Here is a 16,207-nt window from a genome sequence, read left to right as displayed (position 1 = left end):
CTGCAAAATTAGAAGCTAAAGCTTCATCAACCAATTTTTAAAAAATAAAATATCACTTTCGAAGTTGACAGTTTTTTTTTAATTTAATGCTTTATTTTTTTTGATTTCAACCTTTCTAACATCATAAAAATAATCAAAGTCACAGCAGAAGGAATCAACCATTCGAGCTCGTATTTTCGTAATGGTAAAGCATTTCTCAGACGGATGAAAAATTCGTTAGACAAGCCTACATTTTCTAATAAACCTAAAGTTGTAATAAGCGTCGTGACCAAGATTGCAGCAAAATAAGGCGCTTTGGTTCTGATAAACTTTCCTACAAAAACCTCGATGAGAATAAGGATGAAAATGATGGGATAAACGAATAATAAAATCGGAACCGCAAAAGCAATAATCTCGTCAACCGATTGTATCGATAAAACAAAAGCCAAAATTGTGCAGCCAAAAACCCCAACTTTATACGGAATTTTACCTTTCGTGATCTGTTCGAAAAATCCAGCAACAGCGCCAGTAAGAGCAATTGCAGTGGTAAGACACGCCAAGGCAATACAAATCGAAAGCAAAAAAGACGAAGAACTCCCCAATAGGGTATGCGCTATATGGTTGAGCAATACCGGTCTAGAAATTTCTTCGCTTTCGTAGCCAGAAGTTGCCCCTAAATAGATCAGACCACCGTATACAAAGAAAAGTGAAACAATGGCAATAATGCCTGCGTATAGGGCTGTTGTCGTGCGTTCTTTGGGCGTTTCGAAGCCTTTGGATTTGATGGCAGCAATGATGATTCCGGCAAAAATCACAGAAGCCAACACATCCAACGTTTGATAGCCTTCTATAAAACTAAAAGTAAAAATAGCGTTTGCATCTGCATTGGAATGAAGTTGAGTATTGGGCGGATTGAGAATGCCAGTGATAATGAGATAGCCTAAAATTACGAGCAATACTGGTGTGAGAACATTGCCGATGATGTCTACAACTTTGGATTTCGACAAACACAACAAAAGCGTGATTGTGAAAAAAATAGACGAACCTATGAAAGGTTTCATCGTAGGAAAAAACTTCAACAATGCCATTTCGTAAGTGAGTGAACCTGTGCGGGGTACAGCAATCAAAGGCCCAATACACAACATGATGGCCGAGCCTAAAATTATCGAAAAATAAGGATGAACCTTGTTTCCTAAATCTGTAAACGACTCACCTGTTTTGATGATGGACAACAACCCTAAAAACGGTCCTAAAATACCTGTAATTCCAAAACCTATAATGGCGTAAACCCAAAAACTGCCTGCTTCCAACCCGATGAAAGGTGGTAAAATTAAATTCCCAGCTCCAAAAAACATTGCAAAAAGCGCAAAGCCTAAGGTGAACATAGGAAGTAGTTTATTTTTTTTCATATATGTGCATTAATTGTGTCTAAAAATGCAATAATTTTATTTAATCTGCAATATATAAAAGGAGAGAAATTCTGAGTTTTTTATACAAAACTTCAAATCCTACCTCATTATACCTAAAATATCAACGATGATGTGAGGCAGCATTGGTAAGCAACATCAAATCTTCATTCGATAATTGTATCTTTGTTGCCTCTACAAAACTTTGCAAGTGACTGCTTTTTGTAGCCGAAGCTATGGGAGCAACCACCATTTTTTGGTTCATCAACCAATTTAGTGCAATTGCAGCATTGGATACCTGATGTTTTTCGCTCATCAAATGCAAGGCTTCTAAAATCTCTTTACCTTTGGGTGTAAGGTATTTCTTGATGTCTTTTCCTCGAACACTCTTATTTAAATCTTCTTCACTGGCATATTTACCAGTCAAAAATCCACTTGCCAAAGAATAATAAGGAATCACTGCAATGTTATGATTTTCACACACTGGAAGCAGAAATTCTTCAAATTTTTCGTGGTCGTAAAGGTTGTATTCTGGTTGTAAAGTGTTGTAGCGTGGCAGATTGAATTTTTCTGATTTGTCCAAACTCTCTTGCAATCGAACGGCTGTGATATTCGAAGCTCCAATGTAACGAACTTTGCCTTCTTTTATCAAATGATCATAAGCCGATAATGTTTCTTCTACAGCTGTGTTTTCATCGTCGTAGTGCGTCTGATACAAGTCGATATAATCGGTCTGAAGTCGTCTCAAAGAATCTTCTATCTCTTTGACGATGTGCTCTTTCGTGGTGTTGGGTTTGTCTTGGATAAGATTTCGTCCTCCAACTTTTGTTGCCAGCACAAGTTGCTCACGATTTCCTCTCGTTTTCAACCATTTTCCAATAATCGCCTCAGATTCTGTCCCTGCATTTCCTTCTACCCAATACGAGTAATTGTTTGCCGTATCGATTGCATTAAATCCTAACGCAAAAAACTCATCGAGTATTGCAAATGATTGTTTCTCGTCTAAAGTCCAGCCGAACACATTTCCGCCGAAGATTATGGGTGCTGTTGTGAGATTGGTCTCTCCTATTTTTTTCTTAAACATGATTTGTTTTGTTATTTAGTTTATAAAAAATCACTGCTATTAACGCTCCACTTATCGCCATAATCGCTCCTACCACAAGTGGCGATTGATACCCATACCCAAAAATGATAGGCAAACCTCCGAGGTAAGCTCCCAAGGCATTTCCGAGGTTGAAACTCGCTTGTCCAGCAGATGCTGCGAGGGTTTCGGCGCCTTTTGCATTGTTGATCAACATCATTTGGATTGGAGAGCCAACCGTAAACGCAATGAGTCCTGTGAGAAAGGATAAGACATAATTCATAACACCAATTCCAGCCATGAAGTAATTGATTATTAGAATGATGCACATAAGAGTAAAACTCGTAATAGCCGCCTTGTTGGGCGAAATGCGGTCTGATAATTTACCACCGACAAGATTCCCGATGAACATTCCCAAACCGACCAAAATCATGATGATTGGCAATTGTGATTCGGGCAATCGGCCTACTTTTGTTACCAAAGGTGAGATATAACTGATCCAAGCAAACAGGCCTGCTGTTCCAATGGAGATCATCACAATCAAAGTCCAAGCTTTCCAAGTTTTGAAAAATGATAATTGAGATTTCAGCGAAACGTTTTTATCCACCACAATGGTCGGAACCCAAAAATGGATAGCCAAGATAGCCAAAAGACCAATGAGCGCAATCAGCCCGAAAGATATTCGCCAACTGGATAATTGGGCAATAAAAGTTCCCAAGGGTACACCAGCAAGATTGGCAAAACTGAGTCCGGCAAACATATATGAGATATAAGAAGCTTCTTTGCCTTTGGGTGCCAGATAAGCTGCTACCACAGTGCCGACCCCAAAATAAGCGCCGTGTGGTAAGCCCGAAAAAAAACGGGCAATATACAAGCTGATATAATTAGGCGCAATGGTAAACATCAAATTAAAAACAAAGAACAACATCATGAAAAACATCAAGACTTTTTTGGGAGGATGTTTCGATGTCAACATAACCAAAACAGGCGCACCAATGAAAACGCCCAATGCATAAATCGAAATAAAATGCCCTGCCTGCGGAATGGATATCGCCAAATCGTTTGCAAAATTTTCTAAAACGCCCATCATGGTAAATTCGGTCATGCCGATACCCAAGGCTCCGATGGCCAATGCCAAAATGCTTTTGTTCATACTTTAAGATTCGTAAAATTCTAAAGGTAAATTATCGGGGTCGAAACCGAAGAAAAAACGTTTTTCAGTATAGGGATCGATCCGAATTTCTTCCAATTTTACTCCATTGGTTTTTAAATAGTTATAATAACTTATAATATCTTCTACTTCAAATGCCAAATGACGCAAACCAGTCGCTTCGGGTTGGGTGAGTCTCGCCGGTGGATTGTCGAATGTAAACAGCTCGATGAGGTAGCGATCGTTCAAACTCAGGTCGATTTTATACGAATTGCGATCTGCACGAAAATGTTTTTGGACAATCTTGAAACCTAAAAGGTCACAGTAAAAATGCAGTGCTTTTTCCCAATCCGATACGATAATCGCCAGATGATGAATTGCTTTTAGTTTCATCATAAAAAACGATTGGTTTTAGCTCGCAGGTATTGATTCGGCCAATTGATATCGACACCCAATTTTTTGGCTGCATTCAACGCAAATTCGGCATCTCGCAACGATTCACGACCAATCATCACAAGATCAGCTTCTTGGTTTTTGATGATTTCTTCGGCTTGTTCTGGCTCAAAAATCAATCCGACCGTTGCGGTAATCATCCCAGTTTGTGCTTTGATTTTTTTAGCAAAAGGTACTTGATAATTTTTTTCTTCTTTTATTTCTTGATGTACCACTGCTCCTCCACTCGAAATATCCATCACTTCAACGCCTGCTTCTTTCAACTTGTGGCACAGCGCAATCGACTGCTCCAAATCCCAACCATCTTCAGCCCAATCGGTAGCAGAAATCCTCACCCAAAGCGATTGAGTGGTTAAATATTGTTTTACTGCATCTACAATTTCGAGCAACAGCCGAATTCGATTGTCGAACGAACCGCCATAGGGATCTTCTCTCTGGTTGATGAGCGGCGATAAAAATTGATGAATCAGGTAACCGTGCGCAGCATGAATTTCGATGATTTCGTATCCTGCCAAAACCGCTCTGCGAGTAGCTTCTGCAAAATCGTTGATGACTTCTTGTATTTGTGCAATGGTGAGCGCCAAAGGCGGAACTTCACCTTCTTGAAATGCCAAGGAAGAAGACGACACGGTTTGCCATCCATTTTTTTCGTCGGGTCGTAGCTGTTTCCTGCCCTTCCAAGGAATTTCGGTACTGGCTTTGCGCCCTGCATGAGCGAGTTGAATGCCTGGTACACAGTTTTGGCTGCGGAGGAATTCGGTAATCGGCTTCAATGCAGCAATATGTTCGTCTTTCCAAATACCTAAATCACCATAAGAAATTCGACCCTCTGGAGAAACCGCGGTTGCTTCTTGTATGATGGCAGCTGCACCACCCACTGCCCTTGCTCCCAAATGAACCAAATGCCAATTGTTGGCAAATCCATCTTTTGCCGAATATTGACACATCGGCGGAATAACGATTCGGTTTTTGAGAATGAGGTGAGGATTGATTTCAAAAGTTTCGAATAATGTTGCCATGTCTTGCATAGAATTAGAACACAAAATTAGACATATTCTAAAAACTCTGCATCATTTCATATTTAATAATCATCGCCATCAAATTTTTTAAGCCCATAGAAAATTTCTAATTTTACAACTAAATTTTTGAGTGTAATGGAAAGAAAAAAAATTGTAATCATTGGGGCTGGATTTGCGGGAGTACGCTTGGCACGAAAACTCAACAATCACCCAAATTACTCGGTTACGATCATCGATCGGTATAATTTTCACCAATTTCAACCCTTGTTTTATCAAGTGGCAACTGCCAGGATAGAACCCTCTAGTATTTCTTTTCCACTGCGAAAAATTTTTCAGAAAAGTAAAAATGTATCGGTGCGTTTGGCAAAAGTGCTCAACATCTTGAAAGATCAAAACATCGTCGAAACCACCATTGGACAATTCGAATACGACTATTTGGTAATTGCCACCGGTTGTACTACCAATTTCTTTGGCAACGAACAGATCGAGGAAAATGCTTTCCCGATGAAATCTACCTACGAAGCCATCACCATTCAGAATAGATTATTGACCAATTTCGAGAGTGCCTACTCTTCTACGCCAGATGAATTAGAAGAAATTCTGAATATCGTAGTCGTGGGTGGCGGTCCAACTGGTGTAGAACTCGCTGGTTCGATTATCGAACTCAAAACGCATGTTTTGCCCAAAGATTTCCCCGATATGGATTTCTCTAGAGTAAATGTGTATTTGATCGAAGGCGGGAATGAATTACTGGGGCCAATGTCGAAAGAGTCTCAGGTGAAATCTAAACAATTTTTAGAAGAAATGGGCGTAAATGTCTGGACCAATGCTCGGGTAACTCACTTCGATGGGCATACCATAGAGTTGTTGGACGGACGCAAAATCAGAACGCGTAACCTCATTTGGGCTGCCGGCGTTACAGGAAATGTACCCACAGGCGTGCTCGAGAAAGAACAATTGCAACGCGGCAATCGCATTCCAGTCGATCGGCTGAATCGTGTAATAGGACTCGAAAATGTGTTTGCAATTGGTGACATTGCCTACATGGAAACGCCCAATTACCCGAATGGTCATCCGCAATTGGCAAACGTAGCGATTAATCAAGCTTTGAATCTTGCCGATAATTTTAAAAAATACGCCAAAGGTATTCAGCCCGAACAAATGACGCCTTTCGAGTATAAAGATCCAGGATCGATGGCAACGGTTGGGAAAAATAGAGCCGTGGTCGATTTGCCAAAATTTTCGTTCCAAGGTCGATTGGCATGGTTTGTTTGGATGTTTTTACACCTGATGCTGATTCTGAGCGTGAAAAACAAATTCTTTATCTTTTTCAATTGGGCGCAATCTTATTTTACCAACGACACTACGCTTCGTATCATTTATCGTCCAACGAAAAAAGATTACAAAATGAACATTAAGCTATACCGCAAGTTTACCAAAAATAAAGAAACGGGCGAAATCGAAAAGGTAAACTAAAAACAGAAACCAAAACTTCCAATAATTAATCCCTGAGTTTTCGGGGATTTTTTTAATGTATTCAATCAAAGAAACTCTGAAAAGTTTGATGCTGAGTTTCTCCTTTATACCACTCCTCTCTTTCAACATTCCTAATTTTTTTTAAAAAAAACATCACAGCTATTTCTAAATTTTTAAAAAAAATATTCTTCATCATACCTTAATTCGTGCTAGTCGTTTTCCTTTGGCTCGCACGGCAAAAAATGTGTAAATTTGTCATACAAACTCCAAACTTTCGATATGATTTCTAATGATACCATCTGCGCTTTAGCCACCGCCAACGGAATGGGCGCAATAGCCGTAATACGTATTTCTGGACCCCAAGCCATCGAAAAAGTAAACGCCCTTTTTCGGTCAAAATTTGGATCGAAACAACTGACCGAAGTCGATTCGCACACGGTACATTTGGGCTATGTCTTGGATGCCGATACCTATATAGACGAGGCTTTGTTCACCGTTTTCAAAGGACCTCACTCCTACACTGGCGAAGATGTAGTCGAGATTTCTACGCATGGTTCGGTCTATATTCAGCAAAAAGTTTTAGAGGTTTTGAATAAGAATGGAATACGAAATGCCAATCCGGGCGAATATACGTTCAGGGCTTTTTGGAACGGTAAAATGGACCTCACACAAGCCGAAGCCGTAGCCGACCTCATCGCCTCTGACTCGAAAGCGTCGCACGAAATCGCCATGAAACAAATGCGTGGCGGATTCTCGACTCAGATCAAAGAGTTGCGCGAACAGATGGTAAATTTTGCTGCACTCATAGAATTGGAGTTGGATTTTTCTGAAGAGGATGTCGAGTTTGCCAACCGTGACCAATTCAACGAATTGTTGAACGATTTACAAAATATCTTGAAAAAATTGGCCGACTCGTTTGCTTATGGAAATGTGATAAAAAACGGCGTTCCAGTTGCCATTGTGGGAGCTCCTAATGCAGGGAAATCTACTCTGCTCAATGCGTTGCTCAACGAAGAAAGAGCCATCGTATCGGATGTCGAAGGCACCACCCGCGACACCATAGAAGAAACCTTGTATATCAACGGAATTGGTTTCCGATTCATCGATACCGCTGGAATTAGAGAAGCAGGCGACAAAATAGAACAAATCGGAATCGAAAAAACCTTTGAAAAAATAGACAAAGCCAGCATTGTTTTGTACCTGTACGATTCCAACATCATGGCAGATAACCAAATTGCCAACCAACTGGAAGCGCTTGTTTCCAAAGGGAAAATCGTCTTCAATATCGCCAATAAAATCGATGTTGACAACACAAGAGAAGTAATTCCGCAGGCAATAAAAGACGAGTTCAAAGATGTGATCCATTTAGAGATTTCTGCCAAAGAAAAACACAACATCGACTTGCTCAAAGAGCAGTTGTTTGCTCAGGTTCAACTCCTCAACAACGCCAACGAAACCATTGTTTCGAACTCTCGCCATTTAGACGTTTTGCAAAAAACATTGGCACAGATTCAGAAAATAAGACAAGGCATGCAACAAGGTTTACCAGGCGATTTGTTGGCGATGGACATACGCGAAGCCCTGGAATATTTGGGTACCATCACTGGCGAAATCGATGTTGACCAAGATATTTTGGGAACAATTTTCGGAAAATTCTGTATCGGGAAGTAATCGCTACAAAACAAACATTTATAAAACATACTAAAAACCACTGATAAGCCTTTTAAATAGGGCTTTTTATTTGATGCTAAGTTATTATTTATTTTGTGATTTTATGCGTTTATTAGGTATAAATTTGTACCTTTGTTGTACCTCATCGGGTAAAAGTCAGTAAAATGGCTTTTTTTGTACCTCGTTTAGGCGAAATAGTGGAACACTTTAATATACTTTTAAACACTTTAATACAAAAACGTACAAAATAAAGGGTGAAATGAGTAAGGCAAATTTTACAATATTGAAGCAATGCGAACATTGTGCTGAAATGTTTGAAGCACAAAAGCGAACCACTCGTTTTTGTTCGCACAAATGCGCTTCACGAAATTATAAGTTGAGAAAAAGGCAGGAGCTAAAAAAAGAAGTAGAACAGGAAACTAAACAGAAACTAAAACCAAAGATAAAAGCCTTTGACCTTGCCACCATTAAAGAAAAAGAGTTTTTAACCGTTGCAGAGGTTGCGAAATTGTTTGGGTGCAGTAAACAAACTATTTACAGAATGATTGAAACGAACGAAATACACGCCTTGAACCTCAATAAAAAATTAACCCGAATAAGACGTAAAGACATAGAACAACTTTTTGAACAAACTAAAAAAAAAGCCCCGAAAGTATTAACCCCCGAACAATGTTATCAAATGGGTGAAATTATTGAAAAATACAAGGTTTCCCGAAACACGATTTACAATTATGGCAATAAACACAATATTCAAAGACTGAAACTAAACGGGATTACCTACTATTCCAAAACGGACATAGATAATTTATTTAGCCCATAAAAAAAGATTGTTTTTAAACATTCACGTTTTTCACTATTTTCACAAAGCATAAAAGACAATGGCAACAAAAGTAAGTTTAAGACAAAAGAAAATAAGCAAGGGGCGTAAAAGCCTGTACCTTGACTTTTACCCACCGATACCACACCCCGAAACAGGCAAGCCCACACGCAGGGAGTTTTTAGGGCTTTACATTTTTGAGAAACCTAAAACACCGATTGACAAACAGCACAATACTGAAACCTTGAAAATAGGCGAAAGCATACGCCAAAAGCGTGAAAACTTCTTAAACAAGCCTGAAATTTACAGCGAATACGAAAAAGTGCAGTTACGCAAAAAGGAATTGGGCGAACAATGTTTTATTGAGTATTTCAGAAAGTTAGCCAACAAACGTAAAGCAAGTAACCACGATAACTGGGTTTCAACACTCAATTACATTGAAGCATTTACCAACGGTAAATTGAAGTTTGCCGACCTCAACGAAAAGTTTTTAGAGGACTTCAAAGAATACCTACTAACTACCAAAAGTAAAAAGAGTGATAAAACAACCCTTTCACAAAATTCAGCCGTTTCGTATTTCAATAAGGTAAAAGCTACATTGAAACAAGCCTATAAAGACGGCATACTACAAACCGACCTGAACGCCAAAATAAGCCCAATTAAGGCAGCCGAAACAAGACGGGAATACTTAACCATTGAGGAACTGAATAAACTTGTAAAAACACCGTGCAATGATGTTTTATTGAAACGTGCAGCCCTGTTTTCAGCCCTTACCGGGTTGAGGTTTTCAGATATTCAAAAAATGACTTGGGGCGAACTGGAATACATAAACGGGCAAGGGTATTTCCTGAACTTTAACCAAAAGAAAACCAAAGGCGTTGAGGTATTGCCCATTTCAGAACAAGCGTACAGCTTTACAGAGGGTACAGAAAACCCAAAGGATATGCCACAGGATAAACCCGTATTTGAGGGGCTTAAATATTCAGCCTACCATAACAAACACCTGTTTCAATGGATTGGAGCAGCAGGAATAACAAAGAATATAACCTTTCATTGTTTTCGCCACACGTTCGCAACCTTGCAACTGTTTAACGGAACGGACATTTACACCGTTTCAAAAATGTTAGGACATAAAGACCTAAAAACCACGCAGATATACGCTAAGATTGTGGACGACACCAAACGTAAAGCAGCCGACAAAATTAAATTAGATATGTAACCATTTAAAGCATAAAAGACAATGGATTTTATAAAGAAAGCAGAATTATTTTTTATTCAGTTGCAATACTGTTTAACAATAGAACCTGAACCAGTTGTAGAACATGAAAAGGGACTTTACAGTTTAATGTTAAAGCCCGATATTTTTTTAAAACTGATAAATGATTTTCAAATTGAATACCCGTTTATTCCTGAAAATAAAATCATCGAATTGAAATGTTTAATGAGCAAAGAAAATATCAATACTGAAAATGCTTTAAAGATTATTGAAAACTATAAAAAACAGTATTGGTTTTTTGATACCGTTACAATGTTTCAGCCTGTTACCGATAAATTAATACGAACCTTGAAAAGTATTGATAGTAATATTTCGGAAAAGGAAATAAATATCGAGTTAATCAATTTCCAAAAGTTCTTACAACGGAAAAGAGAGCAAATTTACTCTGATTTAGTTAATGAAATACAAGCCTTACCACCTCAACAAAGTACAAAGCCAAAACCTGAACCAAAGGAAACAGAACTTTCGGAAAAGATTAAAAAGCACTTTGGGTTTTTTAATGGGAATTGCCCCCGAAAACATAAACAGATATTGAACGATACAGATTTTGAAAAGCTGATTGAATGGACAATTTGGTATTTTGAAAATGACTTTAAAGTACCTGAAATTTCAGAACCTATTAAAGTAGTAAACACCAATAAAACATTTGTTCAGTTAGCCTTTAGGTATTTGTTTAAAGAATTGCATAAAAGCAGCCCATACCCTGAAACCTTATTTGATTTTTACCGAAGTGCTTTTAACCCATATTCAGAGGACAAAAAAAGAAACTTTGAAGCTGTTAGAAACAATGATGAGGTAAAGAAACTTATGCAAATAGCTAATAAATATCAATATCCGTAAACACGCATTTTTACCGTAAATTAACCGTATTCCCGTTTCAGAATTTCGCAAAGTATTACAAACAAAAATACTTTCGATATGACTGAAAATTTAACATTTGACAAGTTACCCGAAGCGGTAACAATGCTAACAAAAGAAGTTAGCGAACTCAAACGCCTGTTAATTGAAAAACAGGAACAACCCACCACCGAACAACCTGAACAACTCTTAACCGTTCAGGAAGCTGCACAATTTCTAAACCTTACAGTACCCACCATTTACAGCAAGGTAAGTAAAGGCGAATTGCCTGTAATGAAGCGAAGCAAACGCCTGTACTTTTCCCGTACTGAATTACTGGACTATCTTAAAGAGGGGCGTAAAAAGTCAAACGCTGAAATTGAGCAGGAAGCCAAAGCGTATTTATTGAACACTAAAAAAGGGCTGAACAATGGAAAGTAACCAACTGAACAGCCCTAAAGTCTTTTCGCATAAAGGACAAGGCAAAAGTACGCATTTTCAGGCACAAATGGAAAGGGTATTTGCAGCCCTTTACAGGCAGCCCAAAACTATGTTAATGGTTTCTATTGAAACAGGCATTTTGAGGGCTAATATTTGCCGTTACGTTGCTGAATGGGAAAAAGAAAACCGTATTTGTATAGTACGGAAAGGCATTTGCCCAATTTCAAAACACCGTGCAGGGTTTTACACCACCAACCCCGATTTGTTCCCGGCTATTGTTGAACCTTCAAATACTGTTAAGCTATGAAACTAAACCCCGTATTTGATGACCTCAACAACCCGGCTACTATCTTAAACCACGTTGAGGAACTACAAAAGACCGTTGAAGCTGAACAGAAAGCGAAACAAAACCCTTTCCCGGTTGAGGTATTTCCCGAACCGATACAGGAAATAATTACAGCCACAAATGAAAGCCTGAATTTTCCTATTGACTTTATAGGGGCTTCAATACTGTACGCTGTTTCTGTTTCCATAGGTAACACCCACAGAGTTGAAATAATGAAAGGTTGGCAGGAAAACGCTGTTTTATACCTTTCCATTGTTGGACGTGCAGGAACGAACAAAAGCCACCCAATTAGTTTTGCATTGAAACCAATTGAGCAACGGGACAATTTAAAGTTTCAGAAATACCAAAGCGAAAAACTGGAATATGATACTATTTCAGCCCTTACCAAAAAAGAAAGGGAACAGCAAGGTTATAACGAACCTGTAAAGCCAATTTGGGAACAGCATTTAGTTACCGACTTTACACCCGAAGCACTTACAGAGGTGCATAAATTCAATAAAAGAGGTATTGGCGTTTATGCAGATGAGTTAGCAAGTTGGTTTAAGAATTTCAACCGATACAACAAAGGAAGTGAAGAACAATTTTGGTTAAGTGTTTGGAGCGGTAAACCAATAAGGATAAACCGAAAAACAAGCGAACCTACTTACATACCGTTGCCCTTTATTTCAGTTGCCGGAACAATACAACCGGGCGTACTTAATGAATTAGCAGACAATAGAACCGAAAACGGTTTTTTAGATAGGTTGCTGTTTGTTGTCCCCGATAATTTGAAAAAAGAATACTGGAGCGAAACAGAATTAAACCCTGAAATAGTTGAGAATTGGCAAACCATTATTTCAAACCTTTTGGACGTTTCAATAATTCAGGACGAAACCAACAACCCACAGCCCGAAATATTGAGGTTTAAACCCGAAGCAAAACAACTTTTATTTGAATGGCAAAGGGAACTAACAGACCAAAGCAATAAGCACGAAAATGAAGCTATAAGCGGTATAAATGCCAAAATAGAAATGTACGCTGTTCGATTGGCTTTAATACTTCAAATGGTACGGTATGCCTGTAATGAGGGCAATAAACAAGCTATTGGAATGGAAGCCGTACAAGGGGCTTTAAAGTTGGTTGATTACTTCAAAAAAACAGCTATAAAGGTACATTCTATTGTATCAAATGCAAGTCCATTAGATAAGTTACCAACCGACAAACAAACCCTTTACATAGCGTTGCCCGACACTTTTACAACAAGTGAGGGCGTACAGGTTGCTGAAAGTATGGGAATGGCTGAACGGACTTTTAAGCGGTTTTTGAATAACAAAGAAGTTTTCAAATGGATAAGACAAGGCGAATATGAAAAGTTATTTTAAAAATATCGTGGCATTTGTGGCATTATTGACACTTTCCTTTATTCATAAGGGTTTGATATGGCATTTTGTTGGCACAACGTTGGCACAACTGGCATTTTCAAAAATAGTTTGTGCCACTTATGCCAAGTTTGTGCCACTTAAAAACAGCCTGAAAGCCTTGTTATTATTGAATTGTGCCACTTGTGCCACTTATGCCAAACAACAATTTTAGAAAATGAATACAGAACACCGATACACTTTAGAAAAAGGCAGTAAAAAACACCATTGCCCCGACTGTAACAAAAAGACGTTTGTACTGTACATTGATACAGAAACAGGCGACTATTTACCCGAACAGTACGGACGTTGCGACCGTGAAAGTAAATGTTCGTACCACCTCAACCCATATTTGGACGGGTACGCAAAAGCAATTTGGGAGCAGGAACAAGGCAATAAAACAGACTGGAAACCACAGCAACCAAAACGAATAAATAAGCCCGTAAATAAGCCCAAAAGGGCGTTTGTTCCCGTTGAGGTATTCAACCGTACCCGTGCAGGATATGAACAGAATATATTTATTCAAAACCTACTTACACGGGTTGCCTTTCCTTTTGAAGTGCAAGACATTGAAAAGGTTATTTCATTGTATCATTTGGGTACGGTACAAAACGGCTACCGTTCAGGAGCAAATACATTTCCTTTTATTGATATAAATGGCAATGTAAGAGCCGTTCAGGTAAAGCAGTTTGACGAACAGAACCACACCACAGGCACGGACTTTTTACACTCAATAATTGATAAGCATCACACCCGAAACAATAAGCCGTTACCTGAATGGTTGGTAGCGTACACAAAACAGGATAAACGAATTTCCTGTTTATTTGGCGAACACCTTTTAAGCAAGTACCACAGCAACCCCGTTGCATTAGTTGAAGCCCCAAAAACAGCCGTTTACGGTACGTTGTATTTTGGTTTGCCTGAAACACCTGAAAGCCTTATTTGGTTGGCAGTTTACAATAAAAGCAGTTTTTCGTTTGACAAGCTGAAAGTATTACAGGGGCGTTTTGTGTATGTATTTCCCGACCTTTCAAAAGACGGTAACACCTTTAAAGAATGGGAAACAAAAGCCAAAGAATACGAAAGCCGTTTACCCGGAACACGTTTTATATTTTCGGACTTACTAGAACAGTTAGCACCACAGCAGGACAAAGAGCAAGGTAAAGACATTGCAGACTATTTAATAAAACAGGATTGGCGACTATTCAGGAAAAGGAACATTCAGGAACAACCACAGCCCGAACCTGAAAAAGTTACTAAAGTTACTAAAGTTACCCACCAACAAAACATTATTTTTTCACACGTTGAGCCATTGCCAAAAGTTGAGGTATTCCAACCTGAACCAATAAGAGAACAGCCCGAAAACTGGAGCAATGATATTGCAGAACTTGAAAACTACTTTGCAAGTATTGAACTACCAACCCAACCCGTAAAGCTGAACGGGTGCAGCACAATAACGGATTGTTCCCTATTCATTGAAAGCCACTTTGCCACCGTAAAAGCGAATAACGGCAAACGAACCTTTTTACCCTACCTGAACAGATTACAGGAACTGAAACAAGTATTAATAACAAATTTTAATTGATATGAACACAAAAGAAAAAGTATTAACAACGGGGTTACGTGAAACCCTTAAAGATTTAATGCAAAAGGAACTGGAACAGTTGCCTGAAACACTTAAAGAACTTGACCCCGTGCAACGGCTAAACATACTTTGCAAACTTATGCCGTATGTATTGCCAAAAACAGAAAGCGTAAAACATACGTTGGGCGAACCTAAAAAAAATAATTGGTTTGATTAAACTGTTATAGTTCAATATAGTGCAAAGTTGCTTAATGATTTAGGTTTCATTTTCAAAATAAATTTCAAATGCCAAAGCCCCACACATTCCCAACCCTATACAATGAAGCGTTGCAAATAAGTATTTCTAAGCTAAAAGAATGGGAGTACCTCAACCCTGAACAGATAAAAAGCGGTACACTCAACTGGAGCAGTAACGGAAACCCGATAGGTAGTATTTCAATAAGAGTAAACACCCACAGCGAACAACCATACATTGAACTGGATTACAAGTACAGGGATGAACCTCGAAACTACAAAGTAAGATTGGTTTCTATGCCGTCTAATTTAGGTAAGGGGCTTATTTGGTATTTCCTTTGCCCACAAACAAAGAAGCGTTGCCGTAAACTGTATTCAATAGGCGGTTACTTTTTACACCGTGAAGCCTTTAACGGTTGTATGTACCAAACACAAACCCAAAGTAAGAAGTACAGGCAACTGGATAAAACATTAGGGGCGTATTTCAAAACAGATGACCTTTACAGCCAATTATGCCAAAAGCACTTTAAAAAGACCTATGCAGGAAAGCCCACCAAAAAGTATTTGCGATTAATGGAACAGATACAAAAAGCTGAAAGCATACCATACCACGAAATTGAACGCCTTATGTTAAGTTGAAATGTTAGGCGAAAAGTTTCTTATTTACCGTCTTGGAAGTACTCAAAATGAAAACTGTAATTTTGCCCCGAAAGGAGCTTTTTAATGTAGTAATGTACCTTATTTGTACCTCAAAAACGTAAATAGTTGATAATCAATATTAATTACTTTTTGTATCGGAAAGTAGTATTGTTGGTGGGATTCTGGATTTTATTTATTAAATTTATACAAGGATTTGTCTCTGATAGAATTGGGATTAAATTGCTTTTTATGTTTTCTTCATCTAATTTTTTTCAGAATTATTATTCTTTTAGACTCTTAAAAGAGTTATCATAGTATGGTATAGTCATGGTATAAGCATGGTATAAATAGGGGGATAGCATGGCATAAGCATGGTATAAATAGGGATTTGACTGGAACC

17 protein-coding genes are annotated in these 16,207 nt (G+C 38.5%); 12 read left to right on the top strand and 5 right to left on the bottom strand.

The annotated features are described in order from the left end of the window. Window positions 1-83 precede the first annotated feature (83 nt). From brnQ to BN8061_RS09175, 5 genes are all read right to left on the bottom strand, one after another. Complete coding sequence (gene brnQ / locus BN8061_RS09195; protein WP_235802728.1) at window positions 84-1,364, bottom strand: branched-chain amino acid transport system II carrier protein; 1,281 nt, start codon at window positions 1,362-1,364, stop codon at window positions 84-86. A 145-nt stretch (window positions 1,365-1,509) separates the two neighbouring features. Then, entirely contained in the window at window positions 1,510-2,469 is a 960-nt protein-coding gene (locus tag BN8061_RS09190) for an aldo/keto reductase (RefSeq protein ID WP_068598647.1), read from the bottom strand. After that, window positions 2,462-3,619 carry an MFS transporter gene (locus tag BN8061_RS09185; protein ID WP_068598645.1) on the bottom strand — a complete coding sequence of 386 codons (1,158 nt, stop codon included), beginning with the start codon at window positions 3,617-3,619 and terminating at the stop codon, window positions 2,462-2,464. The genes BN8061_RS09190 and BN8061_RS09185 overlap by 8 nt, the downstream gene beginning before the upstream one ends. Before the next feature lie 3 nt (window positions 3,620-3,622). Beyond that, a complete protein-coding gene (gene gloA2 / locus BN8061_RS09180) occupies window positions 3,623-4,012 on the bottom strand; it encodes an SMU1112c/YaeR family gloxylase I-like metalloprotein (protein ID WP_204207203.1) in 390 nt (129 codons plus the stop codon). Then, window positions 4,009-5,088 carry an NADH:flavin oxidoreductase/NADH oxidase gene (locus tag BN8061_RS09175; protein ID WP_068599521.1) on the bottom strand — a complete coding sequence of 360 codons (1,080 nt, stop codon included), beginning with the start codon at window positions 5,086-5,088 and terminating at the stop codon, window positions 4,009-4,011. Before BN8061_RS09175 ends, gloA2 begins: the two co-directional genes overlap by 4 nt. Window positions 5,089-5,223: 135 nt before the next feature. Here BN8061_RS09175 and BN8061_RS09170 point away from each other — a divergent pair, with 135 nt between their 5' ends. The 12 genes from BN8061_RS09170 to BN8061_RS09115 all read left to right on the top strand — a co-directional run bounded on the left by BN8061_RS09170 (window position 5,224) and on the right by BN8061_RS09115 (window position 15,807). Then, complete coding sequence (locus tag BN8061_RS09170; protein WP_068598640.1) at window positions 5,224-6,564, top strand: NAD(P)/FAD-dependent oxidoreductase; 1,341 nt, start codon at window positions 5,224-5,226, stop codon at window positions 6,562-6,564. Between the two features lie 279 nt (window positions 6,565-6,843). Then, window positions 6,844-8,235, top strand: a complete 1,392-nt coding sequence (gene mnmE, locus BN8061_RS09165) for a tRNA uridine-5-carboxymethylaminomethyl(34) synthesis GTPase MnmE (protein WP_068598638.1) — start codon at window positions 6,844-6,846, stop codon at window positions 8,233-8,235. Between the two features lie 259 nt (window positions 8,236-8,494). Next, entirely contained in the window at window positions 8,495-9,055 is a 561-nt protein-coding gene (locus BN8061_RS09160) for a helix-turn-helix domain-containing protein (protein ID WP_094745933.1), read from the top strand. A 58-nt stretch (window positions 9,056-9,113) separates the two neighbouring features. Beyond that, window positions 9,114-10,271, top strand: coding sequence for a site-specific integrase (locus BN8061_RS09155; RefSeq protein ID WP_068598633.1), 1,158 nt, complete (start codon window positions 9,114-9,116; stop codon window positions 10,269-10,271). A gap of 21 nt (window positions 10,272-10,292) precedes the next feature. Then, window positions 10,293-11,168, top strand: coding sequence for a hypothetical protein (locus BN8061_RS09150; RefSeq protein WP_068598632.1), 876 nt, complete (start codon window positions 10,293-10,295; stop codon window positions 11,166-11,168). 78 nt (window positions 11,169-11,246) lie between these two features. After that, a complete protein-coding gene (locus BN8061_RS09145) occupies window positions 11,247-11,606 on the top strand; it encodes a helix-turn-helix domain-containing protein (RefSeq protein ID WP_068598629.1) in 360 nt (119 codons plus the stop codon). Further along, window positions 11,596-11,913, top strand: coding sequence for a hypothetical protein (locus tag BN8061_RS09140; RefSeq protein ID WP_068598627.1), 318 nt, complete (start codon window positions 11,596-11,598; stop codon window positions 11,911-11,913). The genes BN8061_RS09145 and BN8061_RS09140 overlap by 11 nt, the downstream gene beginning before the upstream one ends. Continuing rightward, the gene (locus BN8061_RS09135; RefSeq protein WP_068598625.1) at window positions 11,910-13,313 is read left to right on the top strand and encodes a YfjI family protein; all 1,404 of its coding nucleotides are present in this window, start codon (window positions 11,910-11,912) and stop codon (window positions 13,311-13,313) included. The genes BN8061_RS09140 and BN8061_RS09135 overlap by 4 nt, the downstream gene beginning before the upstream one ends. Beyond that, window positions 13,297-13,524 carry a hypothetical protein gene (locus BN8061_RS09130; protein ID WP_068598623.1) on the top strand — a complete coding sequence of 76 codons (228 nt, stop codon included), beginning with the start codon at window positions 13,297-13,299 and terminating at the stop codon, window positions 13,522-13,524. Before BN8061_RS09135 ends, BN8061_RS09130 begins: the two co-directional genes overlap by 17 nt. A 3-nt stretch (window positions 13,525-13,527) precedes the next feature. Continuing rightward, entirely contained in the window at window positions 13,528-14,934 is a 1,407-nt protein-coding gene (locus BN8061_RS09125) for a DUF6965 family protein (RefSeq protein ID WP_204207202.1), read from the top strand. 1 nt (window position 14,935) lies between these two features. Then, complete coding sequence (locus BN8061_RS09120; protein ID WP_068598621.1) at window positions 14,936-15,151, top strand: hypothetical protein; 216 nt, start codon at window positions 14,936-14,938, stop codon at window positions 15,149-15,151. Window positions 15,152-15,219: 68 nt separating this feature from the next. Then, the gene (locus BN8061_RS09115) at window positions 15,220-15,807 is read left to right on the top strand and encodes a hypothetical protein (protein WP_068598619.1); all 588 of its coding nucleotides are present in this window, start codon (window positions 15,220-15,222) and stop codon (window positions 15,805-15,807) included. Window positions 15,808-16,207 lie beyond the last annotated feature (400 nt).

Origin of the sequence: Vaginella massiliensis (genome assembly GCF_900089075.1) — a bacterium.
Lineage (GTDB): Bacteria > Bacteroidota > Bacteroidia > Flavobacteriales > Weeksellaceae > Weeksella > Weeksella massiliensis_A.
Note: the sequence above shows the minus strand (reverse complement) of the source record. Positions and strands in the feature narration are given on the sequence as shown.